This is a genomic window from Pandoraea sp. PE-S2R-1 (assembly GCF_002179865.1).
Lineage (GTDB): Bacteria > Pseudomonadota > Gammaproteobacteria > Burkholderiales > Burkholderiaceae > Pandoraea.
This window is the reverse complement of sequence record NZ_NGUR01000015.1, coordinates 414,738-434,078: the sequence shown is the minus strand read 5'-3', so window position 1 is coordinate 434,078 and position 19,341 is coordinate 414,738. Positions and strand designations below refer to the sequence as shown.

Here is a 19,341-nt window from a genome sequence, read left to right as displayed (position 1 = left end):
CGCTCCCGGTCGGTCGTCGCCACATCCGACCATTTGCGTCACTTCGCATCAGCAAATGCTCGGATGCGCCGCCGACTCGTTTCCACTCCCACGATTCGTTGCAACCCTTGGTGCACGTGCCTTATTCCTGCCTCTTCCCCACGGCTTGCATCGCGCGCTGCAATCGCTTCACTCCCTCTTCGATCGCATCGACGCCGGGTGCCGCGAACGACAAGCGCAACGACGCCGCATCGGCATCTTCTGCGTAGAACGCAGTGCCCGGGACGAACAACACCTTCTCTGCGATCGCATGCGGCAACAACTCGCTCGTCTTGACCGCCGCCAGTCGCGCCCAAACGAACATCCCGCCCTCCGGTGCATGGAACTGGATCTCGTCACCCAACAACGTCCCCAGCGCCTCGCACATCGCATCGCACTTGCGCTTGTACGCCAACTTGATGCTCGGCAAATGCCGCTCCAGTGCACCGTCGGCCAAATACTCGGCCGCCACCGCTTGCGTCCACGGCACGCTGCACAAATCCACCGTCTGCTTTGCCACTACACATCGCCGCGCAATCTCCGGCGGCGCTATCGTCCAACCCACCCGCAACCCCGGTGCCACGATTTTCGACAAGCTCGAAAAGTGCACCAGCCATTCGCGTGAACCCGGCACCTCATCCGTCAACTCCAGTAACGTGGGCAGTGCCTCGCCCGCAAACCGCAAATCGCCGTACGGATCGTCCTCGACCACGATGAAGTGATATTCCGCCGCCAGCTTCAACAACCCCACACGCCGTTCGCGCGAAAGCGTCGCGCCCGTAGGGTTGGCAAACGTGGGCACGGTGTACAGCAGTTTGGGCGTGGCAATCTTTCCGTCACGCAAAAGCGCTTCGAGATAGCCGACGTCCAGACCGCTTGCATCGACCGGCACGGTGACGACCTGCGCCTGCTGAAGTCGCAACGCCTGCAATGTCGCCGGATACGCCGGTTGCTCGGTCACCACCACGTCGCCCGGCGCTACCAGTACGCGCAGCAGTAAATCCAGCCCTTGCTGCGAACCGGTTGTGACCAACAACTCGTCGCTCGCGCAACGCGCACCACGCGTCGCCATCAACGCGATGATCTGGGTCTTGAGTTCGGCCAAGCCGTCGGTCGGCCCATATTGCAGGCAACGCGTCGGCTGCGCGAAGGCGCGCGCCTGCGCTGCCGCCAACCCTTCGACGTCGAACAGGTCGCTGGCCGGATAGCCGCCCGCGAAGGAAATCATGCCCGGCTCGGACAAGTACTTGAACAACTCGCGAATAGGCGAGCCGGCCGGGTTGGCAAACGGAGAAGTGAAGGCGTACATGTGGGCCTCGCTATCGAAAGCGTGGGAGCGTGGAGCGCGTGCAGCGTGCAGAACGTGTGACGCGAGAATGCGATTCGGGAGGTGGCAAACGCTACCCGCCGACAGCGGCGGGCAGACGCTTGCAAGATTCGCGGCGCACCCGGCAGATGGCTCGTGGGAGACCATGATGCCGGGCACGCCTTAAGGCGATATCACTCGATCGAGAAGTCGATGCCTTGCGCGAGCGGCAGGGCGGAAGAGTAGTTGACGGTGTTGGTGGCACGGCGCATGTAACCCTTCCATGCATCGGAACCCGACTCGCGACCGCCGCCGGTTTCTTTCTCGCCACCGAACGCGCCGCCAATTTCTGCGCCGCTCGGGCCAATGTTGACGTTGGCAATGCCGCAATCGCTACCCGCCGACGACGTGAAACGCTCAGCCTCGCGCAGGTCGGTGGTGAACACGCACGACGACAAACCATGCGACGACGCATTGTTGCCATCGATGGCTTGGTTGAAATCGCTGTACTTGAGCACGTACAGAATCGGCGCGAAGGTTTCGGTCAACACGACGTCGGTCTGCGACGACATCTCGACGATGGCCGGCTTCACGTAGAAGCCCTTCTCGGCACCCGCCACGGCATGACGCTCGCCGCCGGTCACCTTGCCACCCTGCGCACGTGCCATGTCGAGCGCGCCCTGCATGCGCTGGAAGGCACCCTCGTCGATCAGCGGGCCCATCAGCGTGCCACGCTCGAGCGGGTTGCCGATCGATACTTTGCTGTACAGGCTCTTCAGGCGATCGACGGTCTTGTCGTACACGCTCTCATGCACGAACAGGCGGCGCAGCGTGGTGCAACGCTGACCTGCCGTACCGACGGCGGAGAAGACGATGCCGCGCAAGGCCAGTTCCATGTCGGCGCTGCCGGTCACGATGCCGGCGTTGTTGCCGCCCAGTTCAAGAATCGAACGGCCGAAGCGGCGCGCGACTTCTACGCCAACCTTGCGGCCCATCTCGGTGCTGCCGGTCGCGCTCACGATGGCGGATCGCGGATCGGCCACGAGTGCTTCACCCACGTCGCGACCGCCGATGATCAGTGCGGTCAAGCCTTCCGGGGCGTCGCCGAACTCGGCAATGACTTCTTCCATCAACTTGTTGACGGCCAGCGCGGTCAGCGGGGTCTTTTCCGACGGCTTCCACACGACGGCATTGCCGCACACGAGGGCCAGCGCAGCATTCCACGACCACACGGCCACAGGGAAGTTGAATGCGGAAATTACGGTGCAAACACCCAGCGGATGCCACGTTTCAGCCATGCGGTGGCCCGGACGCTCCGAGGCGATGGTCAGGCCGTACAACTGACGCGACAGGCCGACGGCGAAGTCGCAGATGTCGATCATTTCCTGCACTTCGCCCAGACCCTCTTGCAGGATCTTGCCGGCTTCGAGCGTGACCAGTGCGCCAAGCGCCTGCTTGCGTTCGCGCAGCTTTTCGCCGAGCAGACGAACCAGCTCGCCGCGGCGCGGGGCCGGCACGTTGCGCCAGGCGGTAAATGCGGTATGGGCGCGGGCAAGTGCGGCTTGCGCGTCGCTCACGCTGGCGCTGGCCACGCGACCGATGAGGGCGCCGTCGATCGGCGAATGCACGGCGATGTCGCCGGTCTCGGCCAGCTTGGCAATACCCAGTTCGTTGAGGATGGAGGTGGCGTTCACGTTGAGATCCCTATGTAATCCGGTGGTAGCAGGCAATGGACGCGGCGGGCGTCAGACGGGCTTATTGTGCGCCCGTCGCGACGCATATGCCGCGCCGCACGGTCATTTGGCGTTGGCGGTCATCTTGAAGATGCCCTGCGCATTCCCCGCGTCAAAACGCAGGTCGATCTTCCAGCAGTGCTTGGTGTTGTCGTACTCGCGACGACGGGTAATGAATTCGTAGAACGAGCCCGGCACGTCGCGCGTGACGATCTCGCCGTTGGCCGCGCGGAATTCGCGGCGCACCACGTCGGCACGATACGCCGTCTGGAACACACGGCCCGAACGCGAACGCTCGACTTCCGGCTTCATCGGACGGCCCTTCGCTTTCTCGGCGTCGGACAGCGCGAAGACGTCGTCGACACGGTCGGTCGCATGGTTGAAGGCGTTGCCCTCGGTGGCAATCCACGCCATCTCGGCCGACTCGGCCAGCAACGCATCGTAGTCGGCCTCGCTCGGCACGTCATGCTGACGGGCAAACGCGCCCACGATGACGGGCAGCAATGCCTGCGCCGTTTCGAGCGGCAGCGTGCCGTCGCGTTCCAGTTCCCACAGTTGGCCGACGGCGGCCGGCGTAAGCGGATCTTTCGATGTGCCCACGACGTTCGAGACGGCTTGCTGGAACCCCTCGGAGAAGCGCTCGGGGTGCAGCTCGCTTACGAAGAACTGCGAAATCTCTTCGGGTGCATCTTCGTGGGCGTAGGCGCGGCCGGTCATGCCGAGCCGGTCCAGCGGATAACGGCCGTTCGGGCGGAAGCCGAGCGGGCGCAGAATCCGCGTGAACGCAGCTTCGCCCGGCGGCAACGCGCCATTGCTGGCCCAACGCACGGTACGCAACGCGCCATGGTCGAGATAGACGCTGCCGCCATTGCCGATGGCTTCTTCGGTGTAAGTGCGGCCGTTCTGGGAGCGCGCCAGCAAGCCTTCGAACAAGGCCATGTTCATGGCCTGTGCCAGTTCGGCACGGGTGACCTGACCCGGCTCGTACACCGCCAGAATCGACGGCGAGTTGAGCGTGGCAAAAAGCGCGTCGGTACGCGCTTCTCCCAGCAGGGAAACCAGTAACGACTGCACATTGGCATTGCGCATCGGAATGTCTCGCAGGGTAGGGCGCTGTCGCTTTTTTGATGTCAGGCAGCGCCGCAGGGTGTCGGGGCAGGCGCGCGGAGCGTGTCACCTCGCGCCTTCTTGCAGTGACAGCATTATTGAAAGGGATGACACGCGCGTAAAGCGAGATAAAATTGCCACTTGATGCGTTTTTGGAATCAACATGCGCAAGTTCAGAACCCCGAGCACGGGCGCGCTGCTGGCTTTCGAGGCCGCCGCGCGCCACGAAAGCTTTACCCACGCGGCCCGCGAGCTGTTTCTGACGGAAAGTGCGGTGTCCCGGCAGATCGCCACGCTGGAGACTCAACTCGGGGTGCGTCTGTTCGTCCGGGCGAAGCAACGCGTGGTGCTCACGCGCGCCGGGCGTCTGTACAGCACGCAGGTGCGCCGCACATTGGAGCAGTTGGATCGAGACACGTTGTCGATCATGGCGCACGGCAGTGGCGGGGGCTATCTGGAGCTGGCGGTGCTGCCGACGTTCGCCTCGGAGTGGTTGATTCCGCGCATGAAGGACTTCAACGAGCGCCATCCGGACGTGCGCGTGAACATGGGCGTGCACACGGACCTGTTCACGTTTGACGAGACGCACTTCGAGGCGGCCATTCACTTTGGCCAGCCAACGTGGCCGGGCACGTCGTCGGATTATCTGTTCGGGGAAGAGGTGGTGCCGGTGTGCCGCCCGTCATTGCTGCGGGGGCCGGTGCATACGGCAGCCGATCTGATGCAATACCCGCTGCTGCACTCGACCACGCGTCCCTCGGCGTGGACACGCTGGTTTGCCGAGCAACACATTGAAGACAACCGCACGGTGCAAGGGCTGCGCTACGAACTGCATACGATGCTGATCGCAGGTGCTGCGGCCGGATTGGGGATCGCGCTGGTGCCGAAGTTTTTCGTCGAAGCCCAGCTAGGGGCGCTGGACCTCACGATTCCGTTCGAGGTGAAAAGCGTGGCCGAATCGGCCTACTACCTCGTCTATCCGACGGAACTCACGCATGGTCAGCCACTGACGGTGTTCCGCCAATGGCTGCTGACCCAAGCGAGCGCTTACCGTCCGGTGTAGCGACCCGGGCGATGCCACGCCACGACCATGGCGCTCATGGCAACGGCTGACAGGGCCGACCAGCCCACGCGTCCGAGCGGAATCGTGGCGGTGGATACCAGCAGGATGGTCGCATCGATGCACACCTGCGAGATGCCGGCGTTGATGCCACGACGGCGTTGCAGCCAGAGCGTGACGATGCCGGTACCGCCCACACCTGCGCCATGACGTGCCAGCGCGAGGATGCCCATGCCGCACAGCGTGCCGCCGACAAACGCGGCAAACAGCGGATTGACGAACGCGACGTGCAGGGTCTGCGGCATGGCCGCGAGGGCGAAGGTGATGCCGAAGCTCGCGATCGTCGACTTGAGCGCGAAGCCGGGCCCCATCGTGAAGTACGCGAACAGGAAGAACGGAATGTTCACCAGCGTAAAGATGGTGCCCACCGGTAGCGGAAAGATATAAGAGGCGAGCAGCGCGATGCCTGCCACGCCGCCGGTGACCAACCCGGCAGCCTTGAGCAGCACCAGACCGACCACCACAAATGCCATGCCGATGATCATCGCGTAGATGTCTTCAAGCACGGAGTGCGGCACGCCGATTGTGTCGGTGGCCGCCATGACGCCAGATACGGCGCCCGATTCGTGTTTCATGATCTTAAAGTCAGGAACAACAAGACGGCGCGTCCGACTCTCCTGGTGTCGTAACGCGCCGCCGGTACTTTCCCGCGTCGCTGTCTCTGGCGACGCGCAGCTTGACTGCCTGTTATGTTTGAACGTCAGTTGAATCTATCACGCCAATAACGCCATAACCCTATAACGCGTGATCAGGCAACGTGGTGGACCCAGCCCAACGGATCGGCCACTTTGCCACGCTGAATGCCCGTGAGTTCGTCACGAATGCGCTTGGTCACCGGGCCTTCGCCACCGTCACCGATGTTGAACTCGCCCTTGGCATGCTTGATCTGGCCAATGGCCGTCACCACCGCTGCCGTACCGCACGCAAAGGTTTCCTTCACACGGCCGCTGGCGGCGTCAGCCTGCCATTGCGCGAATTCGTACGGCGCTTCGTTGACGGTCATGCCATTGCGGCGAGCCAGTTCGATGATCGAGGCGCGCGTAATGCCCGGCAGAATCGTGCCGGAGAGCGGCGGCGTTTGCAGCGATCCGTCGTCCATCACGAAGAACACGTTCATGCCGCCCAACTCTTCGATCCAGCGATGCTCGGCAGCGTCGAGGAAGACGACCTGATCGCAACCCTTGCCGCTGGCTTCGGTCTGGGCGATCAGGCTGGCGGCGTAGTTGCCACCGCACTTGGCCGCACCGGTGCCGCCGGGGGCCGCACGCGTGTACTGGTCCGACACCCACACGGTCACGGCCGACTTGCCGGGCTTGAAGTACGGGCCGACCGGGCACGCGATCACGCAGAAGATGTACTCATGCGATGCGCGCACGCCAAGGAAGCTTTCCGAGGCAAACATGAACGGGCGGATATACAGGCTGCTGCCTTCGGTGCCCGGGATCCATGCGCGGTCGATGTCGACCAGCTTTTCCACGGCTTCCAGAAACACGGCTTCGGGCAGTTCGGCCATCGACATGCGCTGGGCCGAATCGCGGAAACGCTTGGCGTTTGCCTGCGGGCGGAACAACGAAATCTTGCCGTCTTCGCCACGGTAGGCCTTCATGCCTTCGAAGATTTCCTGCGCGTAGTGCAGCACGGCGCAAGCCGGATCGATCTCGAACGGACGGCGCGCTTCGACCTTGGCGTCATGCCAGCCCGTGCCTTCGGTCCAGCGGATCGTGACCATGTGATCGGTAAATACACGGCCGAACACCGGGTTGGCCAGCTTGGCGGCGATCTGGTCGGCGGGGGTGGGGTTGGCGTGCGGCTCCACGACAAAACGCAGTTGGTTGTCAGCGCTCATGTTTCTTCAGTGTCTCGGCAGAGTTGGCTTGGGCGTCTATGCCGTTAACGTTAACGGCAAGGTGGCGATATTTTCCCCCTTTCGGGGCCTGCCTGTCGACTGAATTCACCGTCCGGCGCGTCTCGGCGGGCTTCTCGCCAGTCAGACGCTGGAAACTGTCGCAATTTGGTGGTTATTCGCAAGAAAATCGCGAAATTTAGCGGATCGTTGCCGAAGGGCCGTCTAACATGAGACGGTAACGACGTACGGTAACAGTGTGTAAAAAAACGTTTCGGTCATGAGCCGGACGACGCTCGACATTTAACATCAGGAGCGGATCATGCTTGAAGTGCCACAAGTTGCGCACGTCATCTGCGCGCGCTGGCGAGCACTTTCAGGCACTTCCGGGCAGCGAGCACCATCCAGTGCTGCTGTCTGATGTGAGCAATGGGAGAGGAGACACATGCAATCGTCAACGATTCGGATGTTGCGCGCCTATCTGCTCGTGGCTTCGCTGGGAGCCACCTGCATCGACGCCTGCGTAGTGATCGCCATGCTGGTGTTCGACGTGCCGCAAAGCATCTTTGGTACCACTGACTTCCGCCTGTCGATGGCCGGCTCGCTCGTGCTGCTGATTTTCGCGGCCCGCTCGCTCGCTGGTGTGGCATTTCAAGCGGCGCTTAACAGTCATCACGCCAGGCAGGACATCGAGCAAGGCGGCGCCAGCGTCGCCGTTCGCGACGACTGCCCGCACCGCCTGCTCGTGCTGTTCCACATCAACATCCACGGGCAGCGCCTGTCGATGGACGCGGCCTGAGCGCCGGCCACGGACCGATGGCCTGAATCAGGCCGCCTTGTCGGCCACATACCCCTCATCGCCCGGACGCGGCGGACGCGCCATGGCAATCCATTCCTGCACAGCCGGCCGGGTGAACTGAAGGCGGGCGTACTCGGCCAACTCGCTCGGCACCACATCGTCGTTGTAGATCAGCCGGTTGAGCATCAACGCGAGATCCACATCGGCAATACACCACTTGTCAAACAGCGACATCCGGCCGTCGGGCAGCAGGCTCTGCGCAATGGCGATGAGCTTGCTCGCGGCGGCATAGCCGGCGTCTGAGAGCGGCTGATCCGTCGGGCCGTAATAAATGACCTCTGTCGAGCGCTCCTGACGCAACACCGCCAGATCGCTGCGCAACCACGCCTGCACCTGACGGGCGCGGGCGAGTTCGCGCACGTCCGCCGGATACACGGGAACGGCGGGCGAGATCGTTTCCAGATACTCGGTGATGGCCGACGATTCCGACAACGTGAAGTCGCCGTGGACCAGCGTGGGCACGCGACGCGTGATCGACAGGCCGGCAAACCCGCTTTCGTGATTGGCCCCGAGCGCGAGATCGACGGTGCGCAGCTCAAACGGCAGACCCTTTTCGCGCAATGTGACGAAGACCGACAACGCGTAGGGGCTGGCGAACTGTGCGTCTGCGTAAAGGATGAAGGGGGTGATCGGGGCGGCTGACACGATGGACTCCTGACGGAAAAGATGGCCGCCGCGCAACCGCTTGCAATCGGGCGCGACGGCGAAATTCGCAGGGCAAACATTCCCTGCAAGCGTCTATGTTGCCGTACCGGCAGGGTGATAAGCTACTGCACTATTCGATAGCAAGCTGTGAGCCAGATTCACATCTAAGAACGTCCCCCATGAACGTAACGCCGCGCGCCCGTCCACCGTTGGCCAATCTCGAAACCGTCTGCCTCGTTGCGCGGCACGGTTCGTTCAGCGTAGCCGCCGACGCGAGCGGTCTCACGCACGGCGCGATCAGCCGGCGAGTGAGCGCCGTTGAAAACTGGCTCGGTTGCATGCTTTTCGAGCGGCACGCGCGCGGGGTGAGCCTGACATGCGACGGCCAGCGATTTCTTGGCCGCGTCGAACATGCGTTCGACGTGATCGATGCCGCGGCCGATCAATGGCATCAGTCGCGCAAGGCCCCGGCGGTGCGGTTGAGCGTCGTGCCGTCGTTCGCCAAGCTGTGGTTGCTCGACCGTCTGGGCTCGCTCGAAAAGGGTAAACCGTTCATCGATATTCAGGTGACCACCGAGCATCGCAACGCTGATGTGGGGGCGGGCGAAGTGGACGTCGCGATTCGCTACGGGCGCGGCGCATGGGCCAACGTCGATTGGGAGCCGTTGCTGCCCGAGACGCTCTACCCGTTGGCATCGCCCGAGATTGCCGCGCGCCTCAAGGGCACAAGTGCGGCTGACCTGCTGGCATTCCCGTTACTGCATGACTCCGACCTCACCGGGTGGCGTGCGTGGTGTGCGGCACAGGGCGTCACACTGCGCCCGCGTGCGCGCGACCGTCGCTTCGAAGATTACACAGTAGTGCTCGCTGCGGCCGAGGCCGGACTGGGGATCGCCTTGGCACGCACGCCGCTCGCCGACGCGTGGCTCACGCGAAGCCGGCTTGTACGGGTGTCGGACGTGGAAGTCGAGTGTCCGCTGCGCTACAACATCGTGACGTCCAAACGAGAGAAACGCCCCGAAGTGCTCGAAGTGATCGCGCGCCTGCGCGCCGCTGTCACCGCGAGCGGGTACTGAGACAGAAATACAGGCAACGCGCACGCAAATACCACGAACGCGCTGCGACGCTGGCGGGGGTTTCCCGCAATGCGCACAACGCGTCAGGTTGCCTACAATGCGTCGCGTCACCGTTCTGGCATGGATGCACGGCAGGGGATGAACCTACGCTCGCTCGATCTGAATCTGCTGCTCGTCTTCGAGTCGCTGCTCCGCACGCGCAGCACCACCGTGGCGGCCGAGGAGCTCAACCTCACGCAATCGGCCGTGAGCAATGCGCTCAAACGCCTGCGGCTGGCGTTCGGCGATCCGCTGTTCGTGAAAACACCGCAGGGCATGCTGCCCACCGATCTCGCGCGACAACTCGCCCAGCCGGTGACCGACGGCCTGAGTCTGATTCGCGGCGCCGTCGAAGCGCCGCAAGACTTCGTGCCCGCCAATGCGCAGCGCACGTTCCGTCTTTACCTGAGCGACATCGGCCAACTGATCTTCATTCCGAAGTTGATGGCCACGCTGGCCAAAGAGGCGCCGGGCGTACGCATCGTTACCGTCGACACCACACCGCGTGAAGCGCAAAACGCGATGGCGATGGGCGATATCGATCTCGCGCTCGGCCTGTTCACGCGCTTCTCGTCGGGCTTTCACCAGCAGCGTCTTTTTCGCGAACACTACGTCGCCCTCGTGCGTGACGGGCATCCGGCCGTGCAGGAAAGCCTCAGTGCCGAAGCGTTTTTCAGCGCCGCGCATGCCGTCTATCGGCCGACGGCGGGCAATCACGACGTGTTCGAGACCGCCGTCGAGCAGTGGTTTGCGCAGGCAGGCAGACAGCGTCACGTGGCCCTTCGCATGGCGCACTCGATGGGACTCTCGGCGCTGATCGCGGCGAGCGATCTCGTGGTGTGCGTGCCGACCCGGCTCGGCCGCGCCCTCAAAGCGGCCGCCGAACTGCGCACGTGTGCGTTGCCGTTCGAGAGCCCGGTGTTCGACATCTCGCAACTCTGGCACGAACGCTTTCACACCGATGCCGGCCATCGCTGGCTGCGCAGCACGATGTTCCGCCTCTTTCACGGCGAAGACTGACCACCACCCGGTCCGGCACTTTCGCGCAATGCTGCCCCCCTGATTCACACCGTAAATACCCCGCATTTACGCAATTCGTTGGCGTCATGCGGCGGCGCTCCTTATCGTGTTCATCACCAACCGGGCACTCGCCCGCAATACGAACAACACGAACAATATCCGCAGGAGACAGGCGGTGATCAATCTGCACGACATTCGTTACGTGCGGCTGGGCACACGCGACCTCGAAGGTGCCACGCGCTATGCACGCACCATTCTCGGGTTGCAGGAAGTGCGCCGCGAGGCCGGCTACGTGTACCTTCGCAGCGACAGCCGCGACCATTCCGTTTGCTATTTCGAAGGCGACCCCGCCGACCACACCGTGGCGTTCGACATCGCGAGCGACGCGCACTTCGACGCCGCTGCCGCTCAGCTCGAAGCGATGCACATCGACTTTCGCCGTGGCACCCGCGATGAAGCCGACATGCGCCGCGTGGCCGACTTCCTCACGTTTCGCGACCCGACGGGCAACCAGATCGAACTGGTGCTGCGCGCAGCGCAAACCGGTCGCGGCTATCACGGCGAGCGCGACGCCGGTATCGACTCGTTCAGCCACGTGGGGCTCTGCACCACCGACGCGCGCCGCGACGAAGCGTTCTGGACGAGCGTATGCAATGCGCGGGTGTCCGATCGCATTGGCGACGCGCCGTTGCTGCGCATCGACGACGTGCATCACAAAATTGCGCTGTTCCCGGCCAAACGTGCGGGCATTCAGCACGTGAATTTTCAGGTGAACGGCATCGACGACCTGATGCGCTCGTGGTACTTCCTGCGCGAGCAGGGCGTGCCGATTCGCTTCGGCCCGGGGCGTCACCCGACATCGCACGCCATGTTCCTGTACTTCGCAGGGCCGGACGGCATGGTCTACGAATACTCGACGGGCGTGCGCAAGATCGCCCCCGAAGACGAAGCCACGTACGTGCCCCGCCAGTTCCCGTTCGATCCGACCGGGTTCTGCATGTGGGGCGCGAAGCCCGAGATTCCCGAGTTTTCGGCCTGATTGCAGTAGGCGGCGCGCCCCGGTATCGCCCGGGGCCGCTGCTTACCTACCCGTGGCGGCGACGCCCGGTTTCCCCATGACACAGAACACACACGCTGCGCCCTCGCTTGCGCCCTCCGCGACGCGCGCAGACGTCTCCGAAGCCGACCGCGCCGTGCGCGTGGCCGCCCGCACGTTGGCGCGCGCAGGACTGGCACACGCCTACGGGCATTGCAGTGTGCGTCTGGACGACGAGCACTTTCTCGTGTGCGCCGCCCGCCCGATGGGACTCATCTGTGTGGGCGAAGCGGGCACCGTCGTGCCTATCAACGGCCCGCTGCCTGACTGTGTCCTTGGCGAAGTGCGATTGCACCAGCAGATCTATCGCCGCCGCCCCGGCATCGGTGCCGTGGCGCGCACGATGCCGCCGAAGACGATGTCGCTCTCGACGCTGCGTCGCACCCCGCGCGCGCTGCATGGTCCGGGGACTTACTTCGCCCCGGGCGTGCCGCTGTGGGATGACCCGCAACTGATTCGCTCAGATGCGCAGGCACAGGCCGTCATCGACACGATGGGCGGGAACGCGGCCGTGGTGATGCGTGGCAATGGGGCGGTGGTAGCTGCCGACACGCTCGAAGCGATGGTGGCCCTCACGTGGTATCTCGAAGACGCCGCGCGCGTCGATCTCGACGTGCTCGCGCTCGAAGCCACTTTGCCCGCCGCCGTGCTCGACGCTGCGCAATGCGAAGCGCGCGCCACCCGCTCGGGCCGAATCATCGAGCGTATGTGGGAATACCTGTCGGCGGGCGATCCCGAGCTTCGCGACCTCACCTCCGACAACACGACGGCATCCATCCGATAAGTCATGCACCCGAGCACAACCGGAACACCCCGAATTACCTGAATCGCCCCCCCACCGGCACCGGCCTTCCAAGAGCGTTTCAACAGACGCCACGGCCGCTGACGTTAGCCCACGGCAACTGCCGTACAGGAGACAGACATGGAAATAACCGCTTTGATGAATCGACGGGGCATCACGCCATTTCAATGGCGCGTGATTGCCCTGTGCTTTCTGATCGTGACGCTCGACGGCTTCGACACCGCCGCCATCGGCTATCTCGCGCCGGCCATCCGCAGCGAATGGACGATGGCGACGACCAGCCTCGGCACGGTCTTCGGTGCGGGGCTTGGCGGCCTGATGCTCGGCTGCTTCATCTTCGGCCCGTTGGCCGATCGCATCGGCCGCAAGCGCGTATTGATCGTGTCGGTGGTGATGTTCTCGCTGGGCAGCATTGCGTCGGCGTTTGTCCATAGCCCGACCGAACTCGCGATCATGCGTTTCATCACCGGCATCGGCCTTGGTGGCGCCATGCCCAATGCGATCACGCTCAGCTCCGAGTACTGCGCCGAGCGCATTCGTTCGCTGCTGGTCACGGCCACGTTCTGCGGCTTTACGCTGGGCTTCGCCATCGGTGGCGAAATCGTTGCACAGACGTTGCCGCACATCGGTTGGCGCGGTGTGTTGATTGCAGGCGGTGTGGTGCCGTTGGCCGTCGTGCCAGTGCTCATGCGCTGGTTGCCCGAATCGATGCGCTACCTCGCGGCCCGTGGGGATCGTGGCGAGCAGTTGTTGGCGATTGCGAAGCAGATCGATCCGCTGGTCACGCGCATCGATCCCGAAGCGGCGCCGGCGGGCGCAGCCACGTCGGCGGTGGGCGGGCTTTTCACACGTCGATATGTGATCGGCACACTGCTGTTGTGGGCCACGTATTTCTGCACGCTGTGCGCGTTTTATCTGCTCACCAGTTGGCTGCCGCTGGTGGTCAAGGACTCGGGTTACACGCTGGCAGAAGCGGCACGCATCGGCGCCATGCTGCCCCTCGGCGGCACGGTGGGCGCCGTGATGATCGGCTTCGCGATGGACCGCACGAGCCCTTACCGCGTCCTCGCAGCGTCGTATGTGATGGCTGGCATTGCCCTGTGCATTCTCGGCACGGTGACCCATCAATCCGGCTGGCTGATGGCCGTGGTCTTCCTTGCGGGCTTCGGCATTGCCGGGTCGCAGACGGGCGCTAACGCACTTACCGCGGCTTACTACCCGACGGCCTCGCGGGCCACCGGCGTGGCATGGGCGCTGGGCGTGGGCCGTCTGGGCTCGATTCTCGGTTCCAGCCTCGGCGGAGTGCTGATCGCGACGGCATCGAGCACGGCGCAGGCGTTCCAGATCGTCGCCATTCCGGCCTTTATCGCGGCGGCGCTCATGCTCGTGATGCGTCGACGTGTCGGCCGTGACGGTGCGGTGAGCACCCATACCGCGAAGCCCGCAGCACGCGCCGTCTGATCCGTCGCTGGCGTTGCCGTCAGCACTGCGTCGGCGACGTCCTTCCCCCCCCGTTGATTGCTGTACCCGCCACGCGAGCGTCCCCCCCGACGCGTGCGTGGCGGTTCGCATGTTACCGGCCGACACAGGCCGGACCACCACAACGCTTCACAGGAGACAACACCGTGACCCACAAGGTACTGCCCGCGCTTGCGCTGGCCGCCGGCATCGCGTTGGCGCAAACCCCGGCGATGGCGCAGAGCGTCACGCTCTTCGGCATTCTCGATACCGGCGTCGAATACATTTCTCACGCAGGCACCAACAACAGCTCACTCGTGCGCATGCCCGCCAATACAGGCTCGCTGCCGTCGCGCTGGGGCATGCGGGGTGACGAGGACCTCGGCGGCGGTTTGCACGCCTTGTTCATGCTGGAGAACGGCTTCAACGTGCGCGGGGGCGATCTGAATCAGGGCGGGCGATTGTTCGGCCGTCAGGCGTGGGTCGGCTTGTCGAATCAATACGGCACGCTGTCGATCGGTCGTCAGTATTCGATGACGTTCTGGGTCATGGCCGACGCCGACATTCTCGGCCCGGACTTGTACGGCAGCGGCTCGCTCGACAGCTACATTCCGAATGCACGCAGCGACAACACTGTGGCCTACAAGGGCGTGTTTCAGGGGCTGACGGTGGGTGCGACCTACTCGTTCGGACGCGACAGCGGCGGCACGGGCAATTCACCGGGGCAGGGCACATGCGCAGGACAGGTGCCGGGGCAGATGACAAGCTGCCGGCAGGTGTCGACGATGCTCAAATACGACACGCCGTGGTTCGGTGTGGCGGGCGCATGGGACGAGCAGCGCGGCGGCACTGGCGCGGCCGCGAGCTTCTTCAACGGTGCGGCGGCGGTGCCGCTCACGAGTTCTGCCGACAAGGACACGCGTTGGCAGTTGAACGGGTATGTGAAGGGAGGAAACTGGAAAGTCGGCGCGGGTTGGCTGGGCCGACGTGTGCAGACCGCGTCGGCGGCGGTGGCCGACGTCAATTCCGATATGTTCTACGTGGGTGCGCTGTACCAGTTCACGCCGACATTCGCGGTGGATGGCGAGGTGTTCCGCATGCTTAACGCGCGGCAGAACACGCGGGCGACGATGGCGACACTGCGCGGCACGTACTTCTTCTCGAAGCGCACGGCCGTCTATACCCAAGTGGGCTATCTCGCCAACAGCGAGCATGCGGCGTATTCCGTGAGTTCGGGCGGTGCGGGCGGTTCGCCCACGCCGGGCACGAATCAGCTCGGCGTGAACGTGGGCATGCGGCACACGTTCTGATGACGTGCACCGCATGCCCTGCGGTGCTTACAGCAGACCGGCTTCGGCCAGTTGCGCACGGCGCGGGTCGCCCTGACGCGAGAGCATCCAGCCCGGATACTCGGCGGGCAGGGCGCTCGCGGCGTCGATCGCGGCCAGCTCACGGGCTTCGAGCTTGACGCCGGTGGCAGCGATGTTGTCATCGAGCTGATCGGTACGCTTGGCGCCGATGATGACCGTCGAGACGACCGGCTGGTGCAGCAGCCACGCGAGGGCGATCTGCGCGACCGACACGCCCTTTTCCGTAGCGATGCCACGCATCACGTCGATGACGTCGTAGGCGCGCTCCACGTCCACGGGCGGGAAGTCGAAGCTTTGACGGCGGCTACCCGCTTCCGACTGACCGTCGCGGGTGTACTTGCCCGAGAGCAGACCACCGGCGAGCGGGCTCCACACCATGAGGCCGACATTTTCGCTGCGCAGCATCGGAACGATTTCGCGTTCCAGATCCCGCCCGGCGACGGTGTAGTAAGCCTGTAGCGACGCAAAGCTCGCGAGGTTGAGCCGGGCCGAGATGCCGAGCGCCTTGGTGATTTGCCAGGCGGCCCAGTTCGATACACCGATGTAGCGCACGTCGCCCTGACGCACGAGGGTGTCGAGCGCCGAGAGCGTTTCTTCGATGGGCGTGGCCGGGTCGAAGCCGTGCACCTGATACAGATCGATGTGCTCGAGGCCGGTGCGCTTCAGGCTGGCCTTGACGCCGTCCATGATGTGATAGCGCGACAGCCCGCGCGAGTTGGTGCCTTGGGCACCGGTCGCACCGAAAACCTTGGTGGCGACCACGACGCTGTCGCGCGGCACCTTGAGGTTGCGCAGTGCCTGCCCGGTGAGAATTTCCGACTGACCTTCCGAGTAGACATCGGCCGTGTCGATGAAGTTGATACCGGCGTCGAGTGCGCGGCCCACGAGGGTGTCGACGTCGTTCTGCTGCAAGTGTCCGATCTTGCTCCACAGCTCGCCCTGACCGCCGAAGGTCATCGTGCCGAGGCACAGTTCCGAGACGAAAAGGCCGGTGTTGCCGAGTTTTCTTTGTCGCATTGCATTGCTCCGTTGAAGTCGCCACCCGCTGCGGGTGCCATCGGGGGAGATGGCAGGCACGGGATGGGATGCATTATGCGTCGCGGTGCATCAGGCAAGCAGTACCTGTTTCTACATATTTCCTGCCTGATTCTGCAATGACGATCCGTATGCCCGGAAATGACGCGAAATATGGCTGTGAGATGACAGGCGGGGTGGCGAGAGAGCATGGAAATTGCCGGATTCTCCGAGTTTCGTGCTTGATCGTATCGATCTGTTGTTGGAGGATCAGGCAAATTCCTTCGGCGGGCGTATGCTGTGCAACATTGCTGTCTTGCACGGCTTGGCTTGTGGAGCCTTTCAAATGCATCTGATCAAAACACAACCGCCGGTGACGCCCGCGAGCGCGTTTGCCGACGATCCGTCGCACTCGGCGCGAAGTGAACTGGTGAGATTGCTGGAGCGCGCGACGCACGGGCTGGAAGGGACGACGCCCACGGCGGTCGAGGGCCTTTTTGTCCACCGTATTCTGCATCCGGGCGGGCCGAAACCGGCGTTGCAATTGCCTGCGTTTGCGGTGATCGCACAGGGCGCGAAGCGCGTGCGGATCGGCGACGAGAGTTATGCCTACGACCCGATGCACTACATGGTCTCGTCGGTGCACTTGCCGGTGGTGGCACAAGTCAGCGGGGCAAGCGAGCACGCACCGTATCTTGGTCTGCGGCTCGATCTCGCGGTCGACGACGTGACGGCGTTGATTGGCGATGAACACTTGCCGCCGCCCGCGCCTGCGGAGAGCGGCCGTGGCATGTATGTGAATCGTCTTGATGCGTTATTGCTCGATGCCGTGTTGCGTCTGTTGCGTTTGCTGGAGACACCGCGGGATATTCCGATTCTTGCGCCGATGATCAAGCGCGAGATTGTCTATCGTCTGCTGATGAACGGGCAGGGCGTGCTGCTGCGGCAAATGGCGTTGCAGGATAGCCAGATGAACCGCGTCGCGCATGCGGTGCGCTGGTTGCGCGAGCATTACACGCAGCCGCTGCGGGTGGAGACGCTGGCGCAGGAGGTGCACATGAGCGTGTCGTCACTGCATCACCACTTCAAGTTGGTGACGGCGATGAGCCCGTTGCAGTATCAGAAGCAGTTGCGATTGCAGGAAGCACGCCGGCTGATCTTCGCGGCAGACATTGCCGTGGCCGCCGCTGCGCAGGCGGTTGGGTACGAAAGCGCGTCGCAATTCAGCCGTGAATATGCGCGCGTATTTGGTGAAGCGCCGCTGCGTGACAAGCGTCGATGGCTGCAAGAGGGCGATGCGGGTGTGGGGGCACGTTAGTGCCTCGAAAGGCGGGCGTGTGATGACCAGTTCGCGTGTGCCGCGAACTCGGCCCAGTCTTCCGGAGGCGGGATGCCGAAGCAAGGCACGAAGCTGCTGATGGATCCGTGAGTCGATCCAGACGGCGGCACCCGGGCTGTGTTGCTCGATGAAATCGAAAATATCGTTTCGATCCTGAACTGCGTGTTGCGACCACTCTAATCTCACGGATTACCTTTTGCTCGAAGTGCGTTTGCGGGCGGTTGCCCGGCGTGCTGCGAAATGGGCCTCGACCTCGTCGTCGGGGATGGCGGGACCGGTATCTTCGAGCGCTTCGTGCACTTTGCGGCGAAACCAGGCGTCGTGAGCCTCTGGGTCCACTGCGAACGCGAACGGCAACGTTCCCTCGTTGGCGATACGCGTGAGAAGTATGCGAACGACGTCCGAAACGGTCAGGCCCATGTTCTCTAATACGGCAGTGGCGCGCTCCTTGAGCGCGGGATCGATGCGTGCTTGCACCAATGCGCTAGCTACCATGGTGGGGGCTCCTTGGCAAAGTTGATTGGCATGAATTGTAATTCAATTGAATGACAAAAGATTTTCCTACGTTGATGACGTCGAGACCCTCGTTGAGGGATGAGCGCCTTGTGATTGAAGGTTTATTCGATGCCGTCACGGCGGGGTGTTCGCGTATTGATTTTCTCAATGCGTACGCGCCGCATCCAAGAATTCATCAATGAAACAAAGTGGAAAACCTTCCATCCCACAGTAATGGGTGCCGTAAGTCAGCACCAGACTGAAGGGAGGTTTTCGATGGCGATGATCGTGGCAGGCCGATTCACGACGTTCGATCAGGCGAATCTGGTGGCGCGCCGGTTGTATGACCGGGCGTTTCCACCGACTGACGTGTCGGTTTTCTTTCTGAACCCGACCGGACAGCATGCGAAGTTTCCGACGGGGGGCGACGTAGACGCCGATGCAGCCGCACGACCGGCAGGTAAGGGCGCGGCGCAGGGGGTCATTGCGGGTGGTGCCTTCGGGTTGGCCGTCGGCGCGTTGTTGTTCGTCGTCGCGTGGCGGTTCTGGCTCGTACCAGTCGTCGGCATGATGGCCGGAGCCTATCTGGGCGCGTTTCTCGGCGCACTGCGCCGCTTGCGTGGGCGCGAAGCCGTGACAGCAGCGCAGGCAGGCATGCGTGACGCGGGCGTGATGCTCGCAACGCACGTGAGCGAATCCAATGCCGATACGGCCATCGCAGTATTGCGCGACGCCGGTGCTGCGTCGATCGAGCAGGCCAACGGTGTCTGGGAGGATGGCGAGTGGCGCGATTTCGATCCGCGCCAGCGGGGCCGCAATGCAGGTGCGACCGACGGTCCCGGTGAGCCGACCGTGGGCGTCGCGGCAAACGATCATCCGGCGTCGGACGCGTCTACGAGGCGAAAACCTCGTCGCACCGATTGGCTGTGAGCCATACCGCGACGAGCAATCCTGATCGGGCCCATGTATTCTTTAGCGACCTACCTCGCAGGAGGCTTGCC

At 63.5% G+C, this 19,341-nt stretch carries 18 protein-coding genes and 1 pseudogene; 10 read left to right on the top strand and 9 right to left on the bottom strand.

The window, feature by feature from the left end:
- Positions 1 to 121: 121 nt before the first annotated feature.
- From CDV44_RS19360 to CDV44_RS19350, 3 genes are all read right to left on the bottom strand, one after another.
- Positions 122 to 1,327, bottom strand: a complete 1,206-nt coding sequence (locus tag CDV44_RS19360; RefSeq protein WP_087689754.1) for a PLP-dependent aminotransferase family protein — start codon at positions 1,325 to 1,327, stop codon at positions 122 to 124.
- A 191-nt stretch (positions 1,328 to 1,518) separates the two neighbouring features.
- Positions 1,519 to 3,018: an aldehyde dehydrogenase family protein gene (locus CDV44_RS19355; RefSeq protein ID WP_087689752.1), complete on the bottom strand. Its 1,500-nt coding sequence runs from the start codon at positions 3,016 to 3,018 to the stop codon at positions 1,519 to 1,521.
- A gap of 102 nt (positions 3,019 to 3,120) precedes the next feature.
- Positions 3,121 to 4,146, bottom strand: a complete 1,026-nt coding sequence (locus CDV44_RS19350) for a DUF1338 domain-containing protein (RefSeq protein ID WP_087689750.1) — start codon at positions 4,144 to 4,146, stop codon at positions 3,121 to 3,123.
- Positions 4,147 to 4,327: 181 nt separating this feature from the next.
- Between CDV44_RS19350 and CDV44_RS19345 the strand changes: the two genes are divergently transcribed.
- Positions 4,328 to 5,227 (top strand): LysR substrate-binding domain-containing protein, encoded by a 900-nt coding sequence (locus tag CDV44_RS19345; protein WP_087689748.1) that lies wholly within the window; start codon positions 4,328 to 4,330, stop codon positions 5,225 to 5,227.
- Here CDV44_RS19345 and CDV44_RS19340 read toward each other — a convergent pair.
- Both CDV44_RS19340 and CDV44_RS19335 read right to left on the bottom strand, forming a co-directional pair.
- Positions 5,212 to 5,859: a YitT family protein gene (locus CDV44_RS19340; protein ID WP_087689746.1), complete on the bottom strand. Its 648-nt coding sequence runs from the start codon at positions 5,857 to 5,859 to the stop codon at positions 5,212 to 5,214. The two genes, CDV44_RS19345 and CDV44_RS19340, sit on opposite strands and share 16 nt — an antisense overlap.
- A 173-nt stretch (positions 5,860 to 6,032) precedes the next feature.
- Positions 6,033 to 7,130, bottom strand: a complete 1,098-nt coding sequence (locus tag CDV44_RS19335; protein WP_058377224.1) for a branched-chain amino acid aminotransferase — start codon at positions 7,128 to 7,130, stop codon at positions 6,033 to 6,035.
- A 442-nt stretch (positions 7,131 to 7,572) separates the two neighbouring features.
- Here CDV44_RS19335 and CDV44_RS19330 point away from each other — a divergent pair, with 442 nt between their 5' ends.
- Positions 7,573 to 7,926, top strand: coding sequence for a hypothetical protein (locus tag CDV44_RS19330; RefSeq protein WP_087689744.1), 354 nt, complete (start codon positions 7,573 to 7,575; stop codon positions 7,924 to 7,926).
- A gap of 27 nt (positions 7,927 to 7,953) precedes the next feature.
- On the opposite strand, the gene yfcF is transcribed toward CDV44_RS19330, so the two are convergent.
- Positions 7,954 to 8,631 (bottom strand): glutathione transferase, encoded by a 678-nt coding sequence (gene yfcF, locus CDV44_RS19325; RefSeq protein ID WP_249277627.1) that lies wholly within the window; start codon positions 8,629 to 8,631, stop codon positions 7,954 to 7,956.
- 179 nt (positions 8,632 to 8,810) lie between these two features.
- On the opposite strand from yfcF, the gene CDV44_RS19320 reads away from it, so the two are divergent.
- From CDV44_RS19320 to CDV44_RS19295, 6 genes are all read left to right on the top strand, one after another.
- Positions 8,811 to 9,707 (top strand): LysR substrate-binding domain-containing protein, encoded by an 897-nt coding sequence (locus CDV44_RS19320; protein ID WP_087689742.1) that lies wholly within the window; start codon positions 8,811 to 8,813, stop codon positions 9,705 to 9,707.
- A gap of 138 nt (positions 9,708 to 9,845) precedes the next feature.
- A complete protein-coding gene (locus CDV44_RS19315; RefSeq protein ID WP_058380070.1) occupies positions 9,846 to 10,766 on the top strand; it encodes a LysR family transcriptional regulator in 921 nt (306 codons plus the stop codon).
- Between the two features lie 175 nt (positions 10,767 to 10,941).
- A complete protein-coding gene (locus tag CDV44_RS19310) occupies positions 10,942 to 11,805 on the top strand; it encodes a VOC family protein (protein WP_087689740.1) in 864 nt (287 codons plus the stop codon).
- Between the two features lie 76 nt (positions 11,806 to 11,881).
- Complete coding sequence (locus CDV44_RS19305; protein ID WP_087689738.1) at positions 11,882 to 12,646, top strand: class II aldolase/adducin family protein; 765 nt, start codon at positions 11,882 to 11,884, stop codon at positions 12,644 to 12,646.
- A 138-nt stretch (positions 12,647 to 12,784) separates the two neighbouring features.
- Complete coding sequence (locus CDV44_RS19300) at positions 12,785 to 14,125, top strand: aromatic acid/H+ symport family MFS transporter (protein WP_087689736.1); 1,341 nt, start codon at positions 12,785 to 12,787, stop codon at positions 14,123 to 14,125.
- A gap of 164 nt (positions 14,126 to 14,289) precedes the next feature.
- Positions 14,290 to 15,432, top strand: coding sequence for a porin (locus CDV44_RS19295; RefSeq protein WP_371328786.1), 1,143 nt, complete (start codon positions 14,290 to 14,292; stop codon positions 15,430 to 15,432).
- Between the two features lie 27 nt (positions 15,433 to 15,459).
- Here CDV44_RS19295 and CDV44_RS19290 read toward each other — a convergent pair whose 3' ends face one another.
- The gene (locus CDV44_RS19290; protein ID WP_087689734.1) at positions 15,460 to 16,509 is read right to left on the bottom strand and encodes an aldo/keto reductase; all 1,050 of its coding nucleotides are present in this window, start codon (positions 16,507 to 16,509) and stop codon (positions 15,460 to 15,462) included.
- A gap of 343 nt (positions 16,510 to 16,852) precedes the next feature.
- On the opposite strand from CDV44_RS19290, the gene CDV44_RS19285 reads away from it, so the two are divergent.
- On the top strand, positions 16,853 to 17,824 hold the full coding sequence (locus tag CDV44_RS19285) for an AraC family transcriptional regulator (protein WP_249277626.1): 972 nt from the start codon (positions 16,853 to 16,855) through the stop codon (positions 17,822 to 17,824).
- Positions 17,825 to 17,842: 18 nt separating this feature from the next.
- Here the strand turns inward: CDV44_RS19285 and CDV44_RS28755 are convergent.
- A pseudogene (locus CDV44_RS28755) lies at positions 17,843 to 18,031 on the bottom strand (type II toxin-antitoxin system RelE/ParE family toxin); the annotation flags it as partial.
- A 3-nt stretch (positions 18,032 to 18,034) separates the two neighbouring features.
- Complete coding sequence (locus CDV44_RS19275) at positions 18,035 to 18,340, bottom strand: type II toxin-antitoxin system RelB/DinJ family antitoxin (RefSeq protein ID WP_087689732.1); 306 nt, start codon at positions 18,338 to 18,340, stop codon at positions 18,035 to 18,037.
- 276 nt (positions 18,341 to 18,616) lie between these two features.
- Here CDV44_RS19275 and CDV44_RS19270 point away from each other — a divergent pair, with 276 nt between their 5' ends.
- Positions 18,617 to 19,270, top strand: coding sequence for a hypothetical protein (locus tag CDV44_RS19270; protein ID WP_249277625.1), 654 nt, complete (start codon positions 18,617 to 18,619; stop codon positions 19,268 to 19,270).
- Positions 19,271 to 19,341: the final 71 nt, after the last annotated feature.